The organism is Allobosea sp. 2KB_26 (assembly GCF_052115715.1).
GTDB lineage: Bacteria > Pseudomonadota > Alphaproteobacteria > Rhizobiales > Beijerinckiaceae > Allobosea.
In genome coordinates this window covers 25742-39300 of record NZ_JBFRHE010000023.1, presented here as the reverse complement: position 1 = coordinate 39300, position 13559 = coordinate 25742, and the positions used below count along the sequence as shown (strand labels likewise).

Below are 13559 nucleotides of genomic sequence, written 5' to 3'. Positions count from 1 at the left end.
CAATAAACCCCGACTGTCACAGTGTTTTCAGACAGCCGGGAGACGCCACCCATGTTCACGAAGATTCTGATCGCGAACCGTGGCGAGATCGCCTGCCGTGTCATCAAGACCGCCCGGCGGATGGGCATCAAGACCGTCGCCGTCTATTCGGACGCCGACCGCGACGCGCTCCATGTCGAGATGGCCGATGAGGCCGTGCATGTCGGCGCTGCGCCTGCTGCCGAATCCTATCTGCTGATCGACAGGATCATCGCCGCCTGCAAGGCGACGGGGGCAGAGGCCGTCCATCCCGGTTATGGTTTCCTGTCCGAGCGCGAGGCCTTCGCCCAGGCGCTCAAGGATGCGGGTATCGTCTTCATCGGCCCCAATCCCGGCGCGATTGCCGCGATGGGCGACAAGATCGAGTCGAAGAAGGCGGCTGCAGCGGCCAAGGTCTCGACCGTTCCTGGCCATCTCGGCGTCATCGAAGATCCCACCGAAGCCGTGAAGATCGCCGACGAGATCGGTTATCCCGTGATGATCAAGGCCTCGGCCGGTGGCGGCGGCAAGGGCATGCGCATTGCCCATTCGGCCGGTGAAGTCGCCGAGGGCTTTGCCCGGGCGAAATCGGAAGCGGCGTCCTCGTTCGGAGACGATCGCGTCTTCATCGAGAAGTTCATCGTCGATCCGCGCCATATCGAGATCCAGGTGCTTGGCGACAAGCACGGCAACGTCATCTATCTCGGCGAGCGCGAGTGCTCGATCCAGCGCCGCAACCAGAAGGTCGTCGAGGAGGCGCCTTCGCCGCTGCTCGACGAGGCGACCCGGCGCAAGATGGGTGAGCAGGCGGTGGCCCTGGCCAAGGCGGTGAATTATGATTCGGCCGGCACGGTCGAGTTCGTCGCGGGGCAGGACCGCTCCTTCTTCTTCCTCGAAATGAACACCCGGCTCCAGGTCGAGCATCCCGTCACTGAGATGATCACCGGCATCGACCTCGTCGAGGAAATGATCCGTGTCGCCTATGGCGAAAGGCTCCGGCTGACGCAGGCCGATGTCAAACTGAATGGCTGGGCTGTCGAATCCCGCGTCTATGCGGAGGATCCGACCCGCAATTTCCTGCCGTCGACGGGCCGGCTGGTGACCTATCGCCCACCGGCCGAAGGACCCGATGGCGAGGCGACCGTCCGCAATGACACGGGTGTCTTCGAAGGCGGCGAGATCTCGATCTATTACGACCCGATGATCGCAAAACTCGTGACCCATGCGCCAACGCGCGAGGCGGCGATCAAGGCGCAGGCCCGTGCTCTCGACGGTTTCGCCATCGAGGGCATCCGCCACAACATCCCGTTCGTCTCGGCGTTGATGCAGCATCCGCGCTGGATCGCCGGACAATTGTCGACGGGCTTCATCGCCGAGGAGTTTCCGGAGGGCTTTTCCCTGCCGCAGCCGAAGGGAGAGATCGCGCTGCGCATGGCCGCGATTGCGATCGCCTGCGATCACCGTCTCAACCAGCGCAAGCGACATGTCTCGGCCCAGATGGAGGGGTGGCGCAAGGTCGAGTTCGAGCGCACCCGCATCGTGACGCTCGGCGGCGAGCGCTTCGAGGGTGTCGTTGTGGAGCAGGGCGAGACGATCCTCGTCAGCTTCGGCGAGCGCTCATTGGCGATCGCCTCCGACTGGCGGCCTGGCGAACCGGTCTGGCGCGGCACGCTCGATGGTGTCTCGATTGCGGCGCAGGTGAGGGCGATCCTCAACGGCGTATCGCTTGGCCATGCCGGAGCCTATGCCAGCGCTCATGTCTATACGGCGCGCGAGGCCGAGCTTGCCGCACTGATGCCGGAGAAGGTTGCGGCCGATACCGGAAAATTCCTGCTCTGTCCGATGCCGGGGCTGGTCAAGGCCGTGTCGGTGAAGGTCGGCCAGGAGGTCAAGGCCGGCGAGGCGCTCTGCATGGTCGAAGCGATGAAGATGGAGAACGTGCTGCGTGCCGAGAAGGACGTCACCATCGCGAAGATCCTCGCCAAGGAGGGCGATTCGCTCGCGGTCGATGCCGTGATCATGGAATTTGCCTGAGCTTGAGGCGGCGGGCAGCGTGCCGATAGAACGATTTGCTTTCCGTCGCGTCAGGCGGGAAAGTCTGCCCCGCCAAAGGGTGGCGGGGAGCTCTACATGCTGACGATCTGGGGACGCATCAGTTCCATCAATGTGCAGAAGGCCGTCTGGGCGGCCGGTGAGGTTGGCCAGAGCTTCGAGCGGATCGATCTTGGCGGCGCCTTCGGGGGCAACCGTGAGCCGGCCTATCTCGCCAAGAACCCCAACGGCATGATCCCCGTTCTGGAGGACGGCGAAGTCTGCATCTGGGAGTCCGGCAGCATCGTGCGCTATCTTGCGGCCCGCTACGGGGCCGGCTGGATCTGGGAGGAAGATCCTTCGCGCCGCGCCGAGGCCGATCGCTGGATGGACTGGATGATTGCCGAGCTGCAGCCGGCGATGGCTCCGGCCTTCCTCGGTCTGATCAGGACACCGGCGGAAAAACGCGACATGGCTGTGGTCGAGGCCTCCATCGCCAAGACCGAGGCGAAGCTGGACATACTCGAAGGGCATCTCGCTTCGCGTGATTACCTTGCGGGCTCGCGCTTTGGCATGGCGGATATCACCGTCGCCCCGGGCGCGCATCGCTGGCTCAACATGCCGGTGTCGCGTGCGTCCCGGCCGAATGTCCAGCGCTGGTACGAGACAGTGGTGGCCCGGCCTGCTGCGAAGCCGGCGCTGCCTTTGCCGATCACGTGAGCGTGTCGCCGCCTTGCCGTCCCTGCAGAGCTTGACATGATGGTGACCATGACCCGCTTCGGAATTCTTGCATTCGGCTTGGCGGCAATAGCCGCCGGTAGCGCCTGGTCGCAGTCGCCTCCCTCGAGCCCGGTGCTGTCGGCCGATCGCATGCAGATGGTGTCCTGCCTGAGCCAGAGCGATACCGCTGCCAGTGCCTGCATCGGTTCGGTGGCGGTCACTTGCGTGCGGGCGGCTTCAGGCGATCGGCGCGTTGCCGAAGCCGATTGCGCGAGGCGGGAAGAGGCAGTCTGGCGCGAGCGCCTGACTTTTGCGAGTCTGGCGGTGATGCGCAACGCCGACAGCGGGGCGCGCGGCCAGTTCGCCGCGCTTCAGGTCGCCTGGGAAGGCTATGCCGCGCAGAAATGCGCGTTCTACGGGAGCATGCAGCCGTCTGCCCGCGTGGCAGGGATGCAGGCGGGCTGCATGTTGCGCGAGGTGGCCAGCCGTTCGCTCGAGCTTGAGCGAATGGTCGGCCAGCGCAGTCCGGTGCGCCGCCCCTCCAATCCACCCAGCATCATCCGTTGAGGGTCGTTGCGTCGTTAATGCAGCGTCGTCTCTTCATCGGCTAGACCATGGGACCGGATAGCGCATCCGGTGCAATGATCTAGCCTGCTGTGTCTGCATCGGCTGTGCCGAAAACCGCAATCTACCTTTCGGGCCGATGCTTTAGACAGCCGGTGCGTTCCGGAGTCCGTCGATGTTTTTCGTCCTGTCCAAGATCATCTGGTTCCTGTTCTCGCCGGTGAATCTGCTGATCCTGCTGGCGGCCTTGGCAGCACTGCTGGCCTTCACCCGCTTTGCGCGTTCGGCGCGCTGGCTCGGCGGATTGGCTATGCTCGGCATCCTGGTGCTGTCCTTCAGTCCGCTGCCGCGCATCATCGTGCGGCCGCTGGAGAACCGCTTTCCCCAGCAGGAGGCCGCCAAGGGGCCGGTTACCGGCGTCATCGTGCTGGGCGGCGCAATCGGCGTCGCGCGCGGCGACATCGTGCTGAACCATGCCGGTGCCCGCATGACCAAGGCGGTCGAGCTCGCCAGGCTGTATCCGGAGGCGAAGATCGCCTTCACCGGTGGTGGCGCCAATCTGCTCTCGCCTGTGATCAGGACGGAGGCCGATGGCGCCAGGCTGCTGTTCGAGGCACTGGGCCTGCCGCCCGAGCGGGTGGTGCTCGAGGACAGGTCGCGCAATACCCGCGAGAACGCGATCTTCACCCGTGACCTCGTGATGCCGAAGCCCGGCGAGCGCTGGCTGCTCCTGACTTCGGCCTGGCACATGCCGCGCGCGATGGGCGTCTTCCGCAAGGCCGGTTTCGCGGTGGAGGCGTTCCCGGTCGACTATCTCTCGGGCAATGAACCGGCCGATTTCTTCCGGCCCTACCGCGAGGCGTCCCGCGGCCTCGACATCGCAGAGCTTGCCTTCAAGGAATGGGCTGGTCTCGTTGCCTATTACGCCGCCGGCTATACGGACGCGCTGTTCCCCGCTCCCTGACGTCGCGGAGGCTGCGCGTGGCTGGGGCCTATTCGCTGCTCGGGAAGGACAGGCGGTAGACGCCCCGGAAATCGTCCGGATCCACCGGGCGGCTCTTTCGGGTAATGACCAGGCGGCCTTCCTTCATCATCCGCACGGCGATGCGCCGGATCGGCTGCATCAGCGGCCCCCAGCCATCGGGATGGTCGCCGCCGACGCGGCGCGCGGCATCCATCGCGCTGATCGTACGACCCGGTCCTGCCTCCGTGAGCAGGTCGAGTATGGCGGCTTCGAGGGCGTCAACTTGGTCGGTCATGCCTCCCAGAGAGGCAGGGATGCAGGATTCGTCAAGCGGCGAGGCCATGGCGGCGAGATCGGCTTGCCTGGCCCCGTGGTGTCGAAGGCACTGTGGTAGCCCACCGCGGCAGTGCGCGGAGACGAAGGGCTCAGGCCGGTGCGGTCGCCTTCGCTGCTTCGTCGATCAGAGCCGCGATTTCGGCAGGTTTGGAGGCGAGCGAGGCGTGGCTGGCAGCGAGCGTGATGACCTTTCGCGCGTTGAGGCGGGCTGACATGCGCTCCTGGTTCGCGGGCGCGATCATCCGGTCCTCACCGGAGATCTGGTACCAGGATGGCTTCTTCTTCCAGGCTGGCGCGGTGATGGTGTTGCCGAAGGTGCTGGCAAGCGGGGCCTTCTGCGTCACACCCATCACGAAGCCCTCTTCGGGCGTCAGGTCGGGGCAGAAGCTCTCATGAAATTTGTCGGGCAGGACCCAGAGATAGCCGTCGCTGTCGGGAGAGAGGTTCGCTGCCGCCTCTGGCGGGTGTTCCTGAGTGATTCCGCCCGGGCTCTCGCCAGCATCTGGGGCAAAGGCCGCGATATAGACGAGACCTACCACATTGGGCAGATCTCCGGCTTCCGTGATCACTGCGCCACCATAGGAGTGCCCGACCAGCAGCACAGGGCCCTTCTGCTGCGCGACCATCTTGCGGGTGCGCTCGGCGTCATCGGCCAGCGAGGTCAGCGGCATTTCGACGGCGTGGAGCGATGTATAGCCCTTGCGGGAAAGTTCGAGGATCACCCTGTTCCAGTGTGAGGCATTGCCCCAGAAACCATGCACCAGGACAATTGCTGTCTGCTTGCTCATGCTGGCCTCCTGATCCGCGGATCGGCTCGCCCCCAATTCTGACGGTCTCACGGAGCTTCCGCCGGTGTCCAGTGCAATCGCGTCGGCGAGGCTGCTTGAATCAGTGACCGGGACTTGTGAAGATTCGCGCGGATTCCGAAGCGAACTGCCGACGCCACATCACTGTCAGCACGGCGGCCGTTGCGGCAAGGAACAGCCAAGGATCGATGAACCAGCCGAGATAGGCGAGCGCAAAGAAGAAGGCGCGCTGGCCGCGGTTGAAATGCCGCCCGGCGGCGATGTTCATCGCGATGGTCTCGCGGACGGCCTCCTTCGTCTCCTGCTCGTCCACCCGTTCCCTTGGCGGGATCGCGCCGAGAAGGATCGCGCAATAATTGAAGAGCCGGTAGCTCCAGGCGAATTTGAAGAACGCATGGGCGAAGATCACGGCAAGCCCGATCACCTTGATCTCCCAGGCCGCGCGCGAGGTCGGCGCTGTGAAGGGCAGGTCGGCGAAGATCGCGACGACGCGGTCGGTGGATTGCAGCAGGGCGAGCGAGCCGCCGATCGCGATCAGGGAGGTCGAGGCGAAGAAGGCGGTGCCGTTCTGAAGCCCGTTCATCACCTGGGTATCGATGATGCGGTTTTCGCGTCTTACTGATTCCTGGATCCAGCGCGCGCGACGGAGATTCATCCGCGCGTTGAGGCTTCGCTCCGCATGCGGGCCCTTTTCCACGGCCAGGCCATAGCCAAGCCACGAGGCAACGAAGAAGATGAAGGCGATCATATCGATCGTCGTGAAGCCGGCCATGAATCGCCTCCCTTGGGCCAGAGTGCTGTCGGCATGGCGGCGCTGCAAGCCCGCGATTGACGCGATGTGCACGAGCAGCCACGGTGCCGCCGACGAGATGGAGGCTGGCAATGCCGCAACTGATCACCAAGGGCTACAAGGCGTTGCTGGCGGAAGCCGAGGCCAAGGTCGAGACGCTCTCCGTCGAGCAGGCGAATGCGCTGGTCGGCCGTGACGACGTCGTCTTCGTCGATCTGCGCGATCCGCGCGAACTGGAGCGGGAAGGGCGCATGCCGGGTGCCTTCCACTGCCCCCGCGGCATGCTCGAATTCTGGATCGATCCGGAAAGCCCCTATGCCAAGCCGGTGTTCCAGGCGGACAAGCGGTTTGTCTTCTTCTGCGCCGGCGGCTGGCGGTCGGCGCTTGCCGCGCAGGCCGCGCAGGAGATGGGGCTGAAGCCGGTGGCGCATATCGCCGGCGGGTTCGGCGCCTGGAAGAAGGCGGGTGCGCCCTTCGATGCGCCGGAGCCGCGGAACGCCAGCGACAAGGGCTAGCCTGCATCTTGTCCCATATCCTGATCGTTCTGCTCGTCGCCGGCTTCATCTTCCGCAAGCCGCTCGGGCGCCTGCTGGCTCGCCAGTTTCCCGATCGCGCCAAGCGCCAGCAGGTGCTCGGCACGATCATTGTCGCCTTCCTGCTGGTGATTGCTGTCAGGCTGTTTGCCCTGTTCTGGTAGGAAATCCGCCAAGCCCCGTATTGTGCTTGGATACGAGGGGCGTTGCTGCAAGCAAGGAGGGCAAGGATGACGATTGTTCCAGGCTGGACCCGGCGCGTTCTCGCGTCTTCCCTGGCGGCAATGCTCATCGCCTCTGTCACGGCCGAGGCGTGCACGCGGGCGGTCTATCTCGGCAAGGGCGGCATGGTCATCACGGCCCGCTCGATGGACTGGCGCAATGACGTCTCGACCAACCTCTGGATCTTTCCCCGAGGAATGCAGCGCAGCGGCGAAGCCGGGCCGAACTCGCTGCACTGGACGTCGCGCTATGGCAGCGTGATTGCGTCAGGCTACGACGTCTCGACGACGGACGGGATGAACGAAGCTGGCCTCGCCGCAAACGTGCTCTGGCTGGTGGAGTCGCAATATCCGGCCCTGGATGCGTCCAAGCCTGGACTGACGATTGCGGCCTGGGCTCAATATGCGCTCGACAACTTCGCAACGGTGGCCGAGGCGGTCGGGGCGCTGCGCGCCGAGCCCTTCACCATCGTCACCGACAAGGTGCCGGGGGAGGACCGGCTCGCTACCCTGCATCTGTCCTTGTCCGATGCGTCGGGCGACAGCGCGATCTTCGAGTATATCAACGGCAAGCTCGTCATTCATCATGGCCGCGATTACCAGGTGATGACAAATTCGCCGGCCTTCGACGAGCAATTGTCCCTGAATGCCTACTGGAAGCAGATCGGCGGAACGGTGATGCTGCCAGGGACGAACCGAGCCGCCGATCGGTTTGCCCGCGCCTCGTTCTACATCAATGCCATCCCGAAATTCGACGATGCCAATATTGCGGTGGCGAGCGTGTTCAGCGTGATCCGCAATGCTTCGGTGCCATTCGGCATCGCAACGCCAGATGAGCCGAATATTTCTTCGACACGCTGGCGCACGGTGATCGATCATAAGCGCAAGCTTTACTTCTTCGAATCGGCACTGACGCCGAATACGTTCTGGGTCGACCTCAAGGCCGTCGATTTCTCGCCGGAGCTCGGCAAGGTGATGAAGCTCAATCTCGGCGAGAACCAGAGCCATATCTTTGCGGGAGATGCGACGGGCGCGTTCAGTGAGGCGCGGCCGTTCCGCTTTCTAGGGTTGCCCTAGGATTGCCTGTGCCCCCGAGGTCACACATGCCCCGGTTGCAAATGAAGCGGCTTGCGCGTTCGCTGCCGATGCGGCATGTTGTCCGCCTTGGCTTCAACACGCGAATGGGGAGGGCTGAATGCAATTCATGATCATCGTCGCCACTCCCCCACGAATGTCCCGCCACTAGGTCGGACATTGCCGCGGCCCGCCTGAGGCGGTCCTCAGCCAGGGTTTTTCATCTCTACGTTTCATCCGGAGACGATTGCATTTGCATCGGCTCCACCTGATTTGGAGTCGGCTCCCGCGCGGCGCCGAATATTTCTATGTCTCTTCAATCCTCAACCGGGCGGCAGGAGCCGTTCCGGGCCGTTCTCGGCTTCACATTCCGGCACTGGGCGCGCCGGCCAGGGCCGGTCCTCGGCGTTGCTGGTGCCATGATGGCGGCAACTGCAGCGGACCTGTTCATGCCGCTTTATGCCGGCCGCCTCGTCGATGCGGTGGCGGGCGAGGGCGCCAGCGCACTCGATGCGGCGCTATGGGCGCTGGGCGCGATGCTCGCACTCGGTGCGGTCAGCGTGCTGTTCCGGCATCTCGGCTTCATCGGCATCACCGGCATGACATTGCGCACCATGAGCGAGACGGCTCAGGAGGCGTTCGCACGCCTGCAACGCTTCTCGACCGATTGGCACGCCAACAACTTTGCCGGCTCGACGGTGCGCAAGATCACGCGTGGGATGTGGGCACTCGACCTGCTGACCGACACAGTCCTGATCGCGCTTTTGCCGTCGTTGGTCGTGCTGGTGGGCACGACGGCACTGTTGGCATGGCATTGGCCGGCGATGGGCCTCGTCGTCTTCCTCGGCTCGGTGATCTATGTCGGCGTCACGATCGCGCTGTCGCTCGGCTATGTCGCTCCCGCCGCGCGGCTCGCCAATAGCTGGGACACGCGTGTCGGCGGTGCGCTGGCAGATGCGATCTCGTGCAACCCGGTGGTCAAGGCCTATGGCGCCGAGCTGCGCGAGGACGGTCGCCTGGCCGGCGTCCTGGCGAAATGGGCCCTCAGGACTCGCCGGACATGGGTTCGCGGCACGACCTCCGGCACGGCCCAGCAGATCGTCCTGCTGGCGCTTCGCGCCGCGGTCATCGGCCTCGTCATCTGGCTTTGGGCCAACGGCCAGGCCACGCCGGGTGACGTCGCCTTCGTGCTGACCTCCTATGCGGTCGTTCACGGCTATCTGCGCGATGTCGGCCAGCACGTGCACAACCTCCAGCGTTCGGTGAACGACATGGAGGAGCTCGTCGCCATGCACGCGCATCCCTACGGCGTGCCCGATCGTCCGGGGGCGACCGACATGGTGGTGCCGGCGGGTGAGATCGCCTTCGAGCGGGTGACCTTCCATTACGGAGGTCATGTCGAGCCGCTCTATCGCGACTTCTCGCTGACGATCCGGGCCGGCGAGAAAGTCGGATTGGTTGGGCGCTCCGGCTCGGGCAAGACGACCTTCGTCAAGCTGGTCCAGCGGCTCTACGACGTCTCCGGGGGGCGCATCGCCATCGACGGGCGCGACATCGCGGATGTGACGCAGACCTCCCTGCGCGCACAGATCGCCATCGTGCAACAGGAGCCGGTGCTGTTCCACCGCTCGCTGGCGGAGAACATCGCCTACGCCAAGCCGGGCGCCTCGATGGCCCGGATTGTCCAGGCGGCGAAGCTCGCCAACGCGCATGACTTCATCATGCGCCTGCCCAAGGGCTACGCGACGCTGGTCGGCGAGCGTGGCGTCAAGCTCTCGGGTGGCGAGCGCCAGCGTGTTGCGCTCGCGCGTGCCTTCCTGGCCGACGCGCCGATCCTGATCCTGGACGAGGCGACCTCGAGCCTCGACTCGGAATCGGAGGCGCTGATCCAGGAGGCGATGGAGCGCCTGATGCAGGGGCGCACCACCATCGTCATTGCGCACCGGCTTTCGACGGTGCGGGCGATGGACCGCATCCTGGTTTTCGATCGCGGCAGGGTGGTCGAGGAGGGCAGCCACGAGGCGCTGCTCACCCGCGAGAACGGCGCCTATCGCGCGCTGTTCGAGAAGCAGGTCAGCGAACTGGCGAAGGGTCTGGCGGCATAGATCATCGGGCCGGATATCGTATCCGGTCCGATGATCCAACCTTCTATGACTGCATCGGCTTTCCCGAAAACCGCAATCCACTTTTCGGGCCGATGCATTGAGCCGCCAGACTGCCCGGCGGAGCGGCCTCTGCGTATGGTCGGCCTTGTCCCGGCCATACGCAAAGCGCGCCCAGGGGAGATGAGGAGGTCCCGGACGATCTATTTCGGTGCCAAGGCTCGCGGCCGGACACCCGCGACGGGGCCGGGCGGAAGCTCTGCGCTCACATCCGGATTCAACGACTTCATGTCCAGATTCGGCTTGGTCAGAAATCGATTCAGGCCTGTGACGTAAGCCTCTGGCAATGCCCAGTGTTTGGCGCTGGCGATGACGGTTTCCATATAGCCGGGGCGTGGCTTTCCGAGCGTACCGCTGCGGCCGACATAGACCAGGGCCCGCTTGGCGCCGCCCTCGACGATGACCGGTTGGCTGATCTTCACATAGAGACCGCTGGCGATGTCCTCGAACTTGTCGAGTGCACGGATGTCGCTGAGCGAGCAGTCCCAGAGCACGCCATGGACGGTTTCGCGCGGATCGCGAATGGCCGAGGCATAGCCATCCCTCGTCACGATGAAGCGATGGCGGGGCAGGCGCGCGAGACCGAGCGGCTTCGAACCGGGACAGCGCTTGGCCATCCCGGCGATGTCCATATTCAGACCATAGGCGAAATAGAGGGGCACTGGCCTACTTCGTCTTCTGGAACAGTTCGCGGCCGATCAGCATGCGGCGGATCTCGCTGGTGCCGGCCCCGATCTCGTAGAGCTTTGCATCGCGCAGCAGGCGGCCGGTCGGATAATCGTTGATATAGCCGTTGCCGCCCAGAAGCTGGATGGCGTCGAGCGCAATTTGTGTCGCCTTCTCGGCCGCGATCAGGATGGCGCCGGCGGCGTCCTCTCGCGTGGTCTCGCCGCGATCGCAGGCCTTGGCGACGGCATACACATAGGCCTTGCAGGCATTCATCATCACATACATGTCGGCGACCTTGCCCTGGACGAGCTGGAATTCGCCGATCGACTGGCCGAACTGCTTGCGCTCGTGGATATAGGGCATGACCACGTCCATGGCCGCCTGCATGATGCCGAGGGGCCCGGCCGAGAGCACGACGCGCTCATAGTCCAGCCCCGACATCAGCACGTTGACGCCGCGCCCGACCTGGCCGAGCACGTTTTCCTCCGGGACCTCGCACTCCTCGAAGACGAGCTCGCAGGTGTCCGAACCGCGCATGCCGAGCTTGTCGAGCTTCTGGGCGGTCGAAAAGCCCTTCATGCCCTTCTCGATCAGGAAGGCGGTTATGCCCTTCGCGCCGGCGGCGGGGTCGGTCTTGGCGTAGACCACGAGCGTCTCGGCGATCGGGCCATTGGTGATCCACATCTTGTTGCCGGTGATGACGTAGCGGTCGCCCTTCTTCTCGGCCCGTGTCTTCATCGAGACCACGTCCGAGCCGGCGCCGGGCTCGGACATCGCGAGCGATCCGACATGCTCGCCCGAGATCAGCTTTGGCAGGTACTTCGCCTTCTGCGCGGCATTGCCGTTGCGGGCGATCTGGTTGACGCACAGATTCGAGTGGGCACCGTAGCTCAGGCCGACCGAAGCGGAGGCCCGGCTGACTTCCTCGATCGCCACGACATGCTCGAGATAGCCGAGGCCTGCGCCGCCATCCTCTTCCCTGACCGTGATGCCGTGCAGGCCGAGCGCACCCATCTCGGGCCAGAGGTCACGCGGAAACTGGTTGGAGCGGTCGATCTCCTCGGCACGCGGCGCGATCTTCTCCTGCGCGAAGGCATGGACCGTGTCGCGGATCGCGTCGGCGGTCTCGCCGAGATCGAAATTGAACGGGCGCGGGGCATTGGCGAGCATGGTGGCCTCCCGGAAGATGCCGCGCATCGGGCACGGCATTGCAGCGTTATAGCGCGCTTTGCGACGCTGTCAGGCTGTTCCAGCGCCATCTCCCGGATGGGCGTGACCACACCGACGGCTGATCTGCCACGCCACTTGCTGCCGGCGACGGAGAGGGGGGCGGGAGCGCCTGTTATCAATTTACATATCCTATCCCCCTGGATAGGATATAAGCATGAGCCACGCACTTGATCCCGATATCGTCAAAAGGCTGCGCCGGGCGCAGGGCCATCTCGACACCGTCGTGAAGATGCTCGGGGCAGGGCGCGAGGTGCCGGAAGTGGTGCAGCAGCTCCAGGCGGTCGAGAAGGCGCTGGAGAAGGTCAAGATGCTGCTGATCTTCGACCATATCGACCATCACCTGTTCGAGGCGACGGGCACGCAGACACCCGAGACACGGCGCTCGATCGAGAGCCTGAAGGCGCTGACCAAGTATCTTTGAACCAACCGGAGTTCCAGCGATGTCCGAACCGGCCAGCCTGGCACCACGCCACGACCATGTCTTCCTCGGCGCAGACCATCACGACAATGAGCGCCGCACCTGGATCGTCATTGCGTTGACCACGACGATGATGGTCGGCGAGATCGTCGCCGGCACGCTGTTCGGCTCGATGGCGCTCGTCGCCGATGGCTGGCACATGTCGACCCATGCGGCGGCGCTGCTGATCGCGGCTCTCGCCTATCGCTTCGCGCGGCGCCATGCCCGTGACCCACGCTTCAGCTTCGGCACCGGAAAGCTCGGCGATCTCGCGGCTTTCGCTAGCGCGCTCGTGCTGGCGCTCGTCGCTCTCTTCATCGGTTGGGAATCGGTGATGCGGCTCGTCCATCCGGTGCCGATCGTCTTCGGGCAGGCGATTGCCGTCGCGGTTCTGGGCCTTGCGGTCAATCTCGCGAGCGCCTGGCTGCTGAAGGGCGAGCATGGACATGACCATGGCCATGCGCATCACCATGACCACCACGATCATGCGCATGGTGGCTCGGACCACGATCACCATCATGACCACCAGGCCCGGAGTGGGCGGGATCATAATCTGCAGGCGGCCTATCTGCATGTGCTGGCGGATGCCTTCACCTCCGTGCTTGCCATCGTCGCGCTGCTCGGCGGCAGCCTCTATGGCTGGGTTTGGCTCGACCCGGCGATGGGCCTCGTCGGCGCGCTGGTGATCGCCCATTGGTCGTTCGGATTGCTGCGCGCGTCGGGGGCGGTGCTCCTCGACACGGTGCCCGACAAGGCTCTCGCCGCGGGGATCGAGGCCCGGCTTGCCGCCGAGGGCGCAGAGGTCGCGGACCTGCATCTCTGGCAGGTTGGGCCGGGGCATTGCTCGGCGATCGTCTCGGTCGTGGCCACCCATCCGAAGCCGCCGGCCGCCTACAAGGCGCTGCTTGCCGGGCTGCCGATGCTGTCCCATGTCACAGTCGAGGTGAACCCGCGCGTCGCCGCGCTGTGATGCATCAGGAGCCT

General features: G+C 64.7%; 15 protein-coding genes. 10 read left to right on the top strand and 5 right to left on the bottom strand.

What is annotated here, in order from left to right:
• Positions 1–51 precede the first annotated feature (51 nt).
• From AB4099_RS31840 to AB4099_RS31825, 4 genes are all read left to right on the top strand, one after another.
• A complete protein-coding gene (locus tag AB4099_RS31840) occupies positions 52–2052 on the top strand; it encodes an acetyl-CoA carboxylase biotin carboxylase subunit (protein WP_441481027.1) in 2001 nt (666 codons plus the stop codon).
• Positions 2053–2148: 96 nt separating this feature from the next.
• On the top strand, positions 2149–2769 hold the full coding sequence (locus tag AB4099_RS31835; RefSeq protein WP_441481026.1) for a glutathione S-transferase family protein: 621 nt from the start codon (positions 2149–2151) through the stop codon (positions 2767–2769).
• Between the two features lie 132 nt (positions 2770–2901).
• The gene (locus AB4099_RS31830) at positions 2902–3336 is read left to right on the top strand and encodes a lysozyme inhibitor LprI family protein (protein WP_441481025.1); all 435 of its coding nucleotides are present in this window, start codon (positions 2902–2904) and stop codon (positions 3334–3336) included.
• Between the two features lie 172 nt (positions 3337–3508).
• On the top strand, positions 3509–4297 hold the full coding sequence (locus AB4099_RS31825; protein WP_441481024.1) for a YdcF family protein: 789 nt from the start codon (positions 3509–3511) through the stop codon (positions 4295–4297).
• A 28-nt stretch (positions 4298–4325) separates the two neighbouring features.
• Here AB4099_RS31825 and AB4099_RS31820 read toward each other — a convergent pair whose 3' ends face one another.
• From AB4099_RS31820 to AB4099_RS31810, 3 genes are all read right to left on the bottom strand, one after another.
• On the bottom strand, positions 4326–4592 hold the full coding sequence (locus tag AB4099_RS31820; RefSeq protein WP_441481023.1) for a DUF3253 domain-containing protein: 267 nt from the start codon (positions 4590–4592) through the stop codon (positions 4326–4328).
• Between the two features lie 130 nt (positions 4593–4722).
• The gene (locus AB4099_RS31815) at positions 4723–5421 is read right to left on the bottom strand and encodes an alpha/beta hydrolase (protein ID WP_441481022.1); all 699 of its coding nucleotides are present in this window, start codon (positions 5419–5421) and stop codon (positions 4723–4725) included.
• A gap of 100 nt (positions 5422–5521) precedes the next feature.
• Complete coding sequence (locus tag AB4099_RS31810; protein WP_113517747.1) at positions 5522–6211, bottom strand: DUF599 domain-containing protein; 690 nt, start codon at positions 6209–6211, stop codon at positions 5522–5524.
• Positions 6212–6321: 110 nt separating this feature from the next.
• On the opposite strand from AB4099_RS31810, the gene AB4099_RS31805 reads away from it, so the two are divergent.
• From AB4099_RS31805 to AB4099_RS31790, 4 genes are all read left to right on the top strand, one after another.
• Entirely contained in the window at positions 6322–6744 is a 423-nt protein-coding gene (locus AB4099_RS31805; protein WP_113517746.1) for a rhodanese-like domain-containing protein, read from the top strand.
• Between the two features lie 8 nt (positions 6745–6752).
• The gene (locus tag AB4099_RS31800; protein ID WP_162768382.1) at positions 6753–6926 is read left to right on the top strand and encodes a hypothetical protein; all 174 of its coding nucleotides are present in this window, start codon (positions 6753–6755) and stop codon (positions 6924–6926) included.
• 120 nt (positions 6927–7046) lie between these two features.
• Positions 7047–8060, top strand: coding sequence for a linear amide C-N hydrolase (locus tag AB4099_RS31795; protein ID WP_441481033.1), 1014 nt, complete (start codon positions 7047–7049; stop codon positions 8058–8060).
• 305 nt (positions 8061–8365) lie between these two features.
• Entirely contained in the window at positions 8366–10162 is a 1797-nt protein-coding gene (locus tag AB4099_RS31790) for an ABC transporter ATP-binding protein (RefSeq protein ID WP_113517744.1), read from the top strand.
• A 200-nt stretch (positions 10163–10362) separates the two neighbouring features.
• Here the strand turns inward: AB4099_RS31790 and AB4099_RS31785 are convergent, their stop codons facing one another.
• Entirely contained in the window at positions 10363–10881 is a 519-nt protein-coding gene (locus AB4099_RS31785) for a gamma-glutamylcyclotransferase family protein (protein WP_441481021.1), read from the bottom strand.
• Between the two features lie 4 nt (positions 10882–10885).
• Positions 10886–12058 carry an isovaleryl-CoA dehydrogenase gene (locus AB4099_RS31780; RefSeq protein ID WP_113517771.1) on the bottom strand — a complete coding sequence of 391 codons (1173 nt, stop codon included), beginning with the start codon at positions 12056–12058 and terminating at the stop codon, positions 10886–10888.
• A gap of 214 nt (positions 12059–12272) precedes the next feature.
• On the opposite strand from AB4099_RS31780, the gene AB4099_RS31775 reads away from it, so the two are divergent.
• Both AB4099_RS31775 and dmeF read left to right on the top strand, forming a co-directional pair.
• Positions 12273–12539, top strand: coding sequence for a metal-sensing transcriptional repressor (locus AB4099_RS31775; protein WP_113517742.1), 267 nt, complete (start codon positions 12273–12275; stop codon positions 12537–12539).
• 19 nt (positions 12540–12558) lie between these two features.
• Entirely contained in the window at positions 12559–13545 is a 987-nt protein-coding gene (gene dmeF, locus AB4099_RS31770) for a CDF family Co(II)/Ni(II) efflux transporter DmeF (protein ID WP_113517741.1), read from the top strand.
• Positions 13546–13559: the final 14 nt, after the last annotated feature.

Excerpts from the sequence above, each read along its gene's own strand:
- AB4099_RS31840 (WP_441481027.1), top strand. The coding sequence starts at position 52 with ATGTTCACGAAGATTCTGATCGCGAACCGTGGCGAGATCGCCTGCCGT.
- AB4099_RS31835 (WP_441481026.1), top strand. The coding sequence starts at position 2,149 with ATGCTGACGATCTGGGGACGCATCAGTTCCATCAATGTGCAGAAGGCC.
- AB4099_RS31825 (WP_441481024.1), top strand. The coding sequence starts at position 3,509 with ATGTTTTTCGTCCTGTCCAAGATCATCTGGTTCCTGTTCTCGCCGGTG.
- AB4099_RS31820 (WP_441481023.1), bottom strand. The coding sequence starts at position 4,592 with ATGACCGACCAAGTTGACGCCCTCGAAGCCGCCATACTCGACCTGCTC.
- AB4099_RS31815 (WP_441481022.1), bottom strand. The coding sequence starts at position 5,421 with ATGAGCAAGCAGACAGCAATTGTCCTGGTGCATGGTTTCTGGGGCAAT.
- AB4099_RS31810 (WP_113517747.1), bottom strand. The coding sequence starts at position 6,211 with ATGGCCGGCTTCACGACGATCGATATGATCGCCTTCATCTTCTTCGTT.
- AB4099_RS31805 (WP_113517746.1), top strand. The coding sequence starts at position 6,322 with ATGCCGCAACTGATCACCAAGGGCTACAAGGCGTTGCTGGCGGAAGCC.
- AB4099_RS31795 (WP_441481033.1), top strand. The coding sequence starts at position 7,047 with ATGCTCATCGCCTCTGTCACGGCCGAGGCGTGCACGCGGGCGGTCTAT.
- AB4099_RS31790 (WP_113517744.1), top strand. The coding sequence starts at position 8,366 with ATGTCTCTTCAATCCTCAACCGGGCGGCAGGAGCCGTTCCGGGCCGTT.
- AB4099_RS31780 (WP_113517771.1), bottom strand. The coding sequence starts at position 12,058 with ATGCTCGCCAATGCCCCGCGCCCGTTCAATTTCGATCTCGGCGAGACC.
- AB4099_RS31775 (WP_113517742.1), top strand. The coding sequence starts at position 12,273 with ATGAGCCACGCACTTGATCCCGATATCGTCAAAAGGCTGCGCCGGGCG.
- dmeF (WP_113517741.1), top strand. The coding sequence starts at position 12,559 with ATGTCCGAACCGGCCAGCCTGGCACCACGCCACGACCATGTCTTCCTC.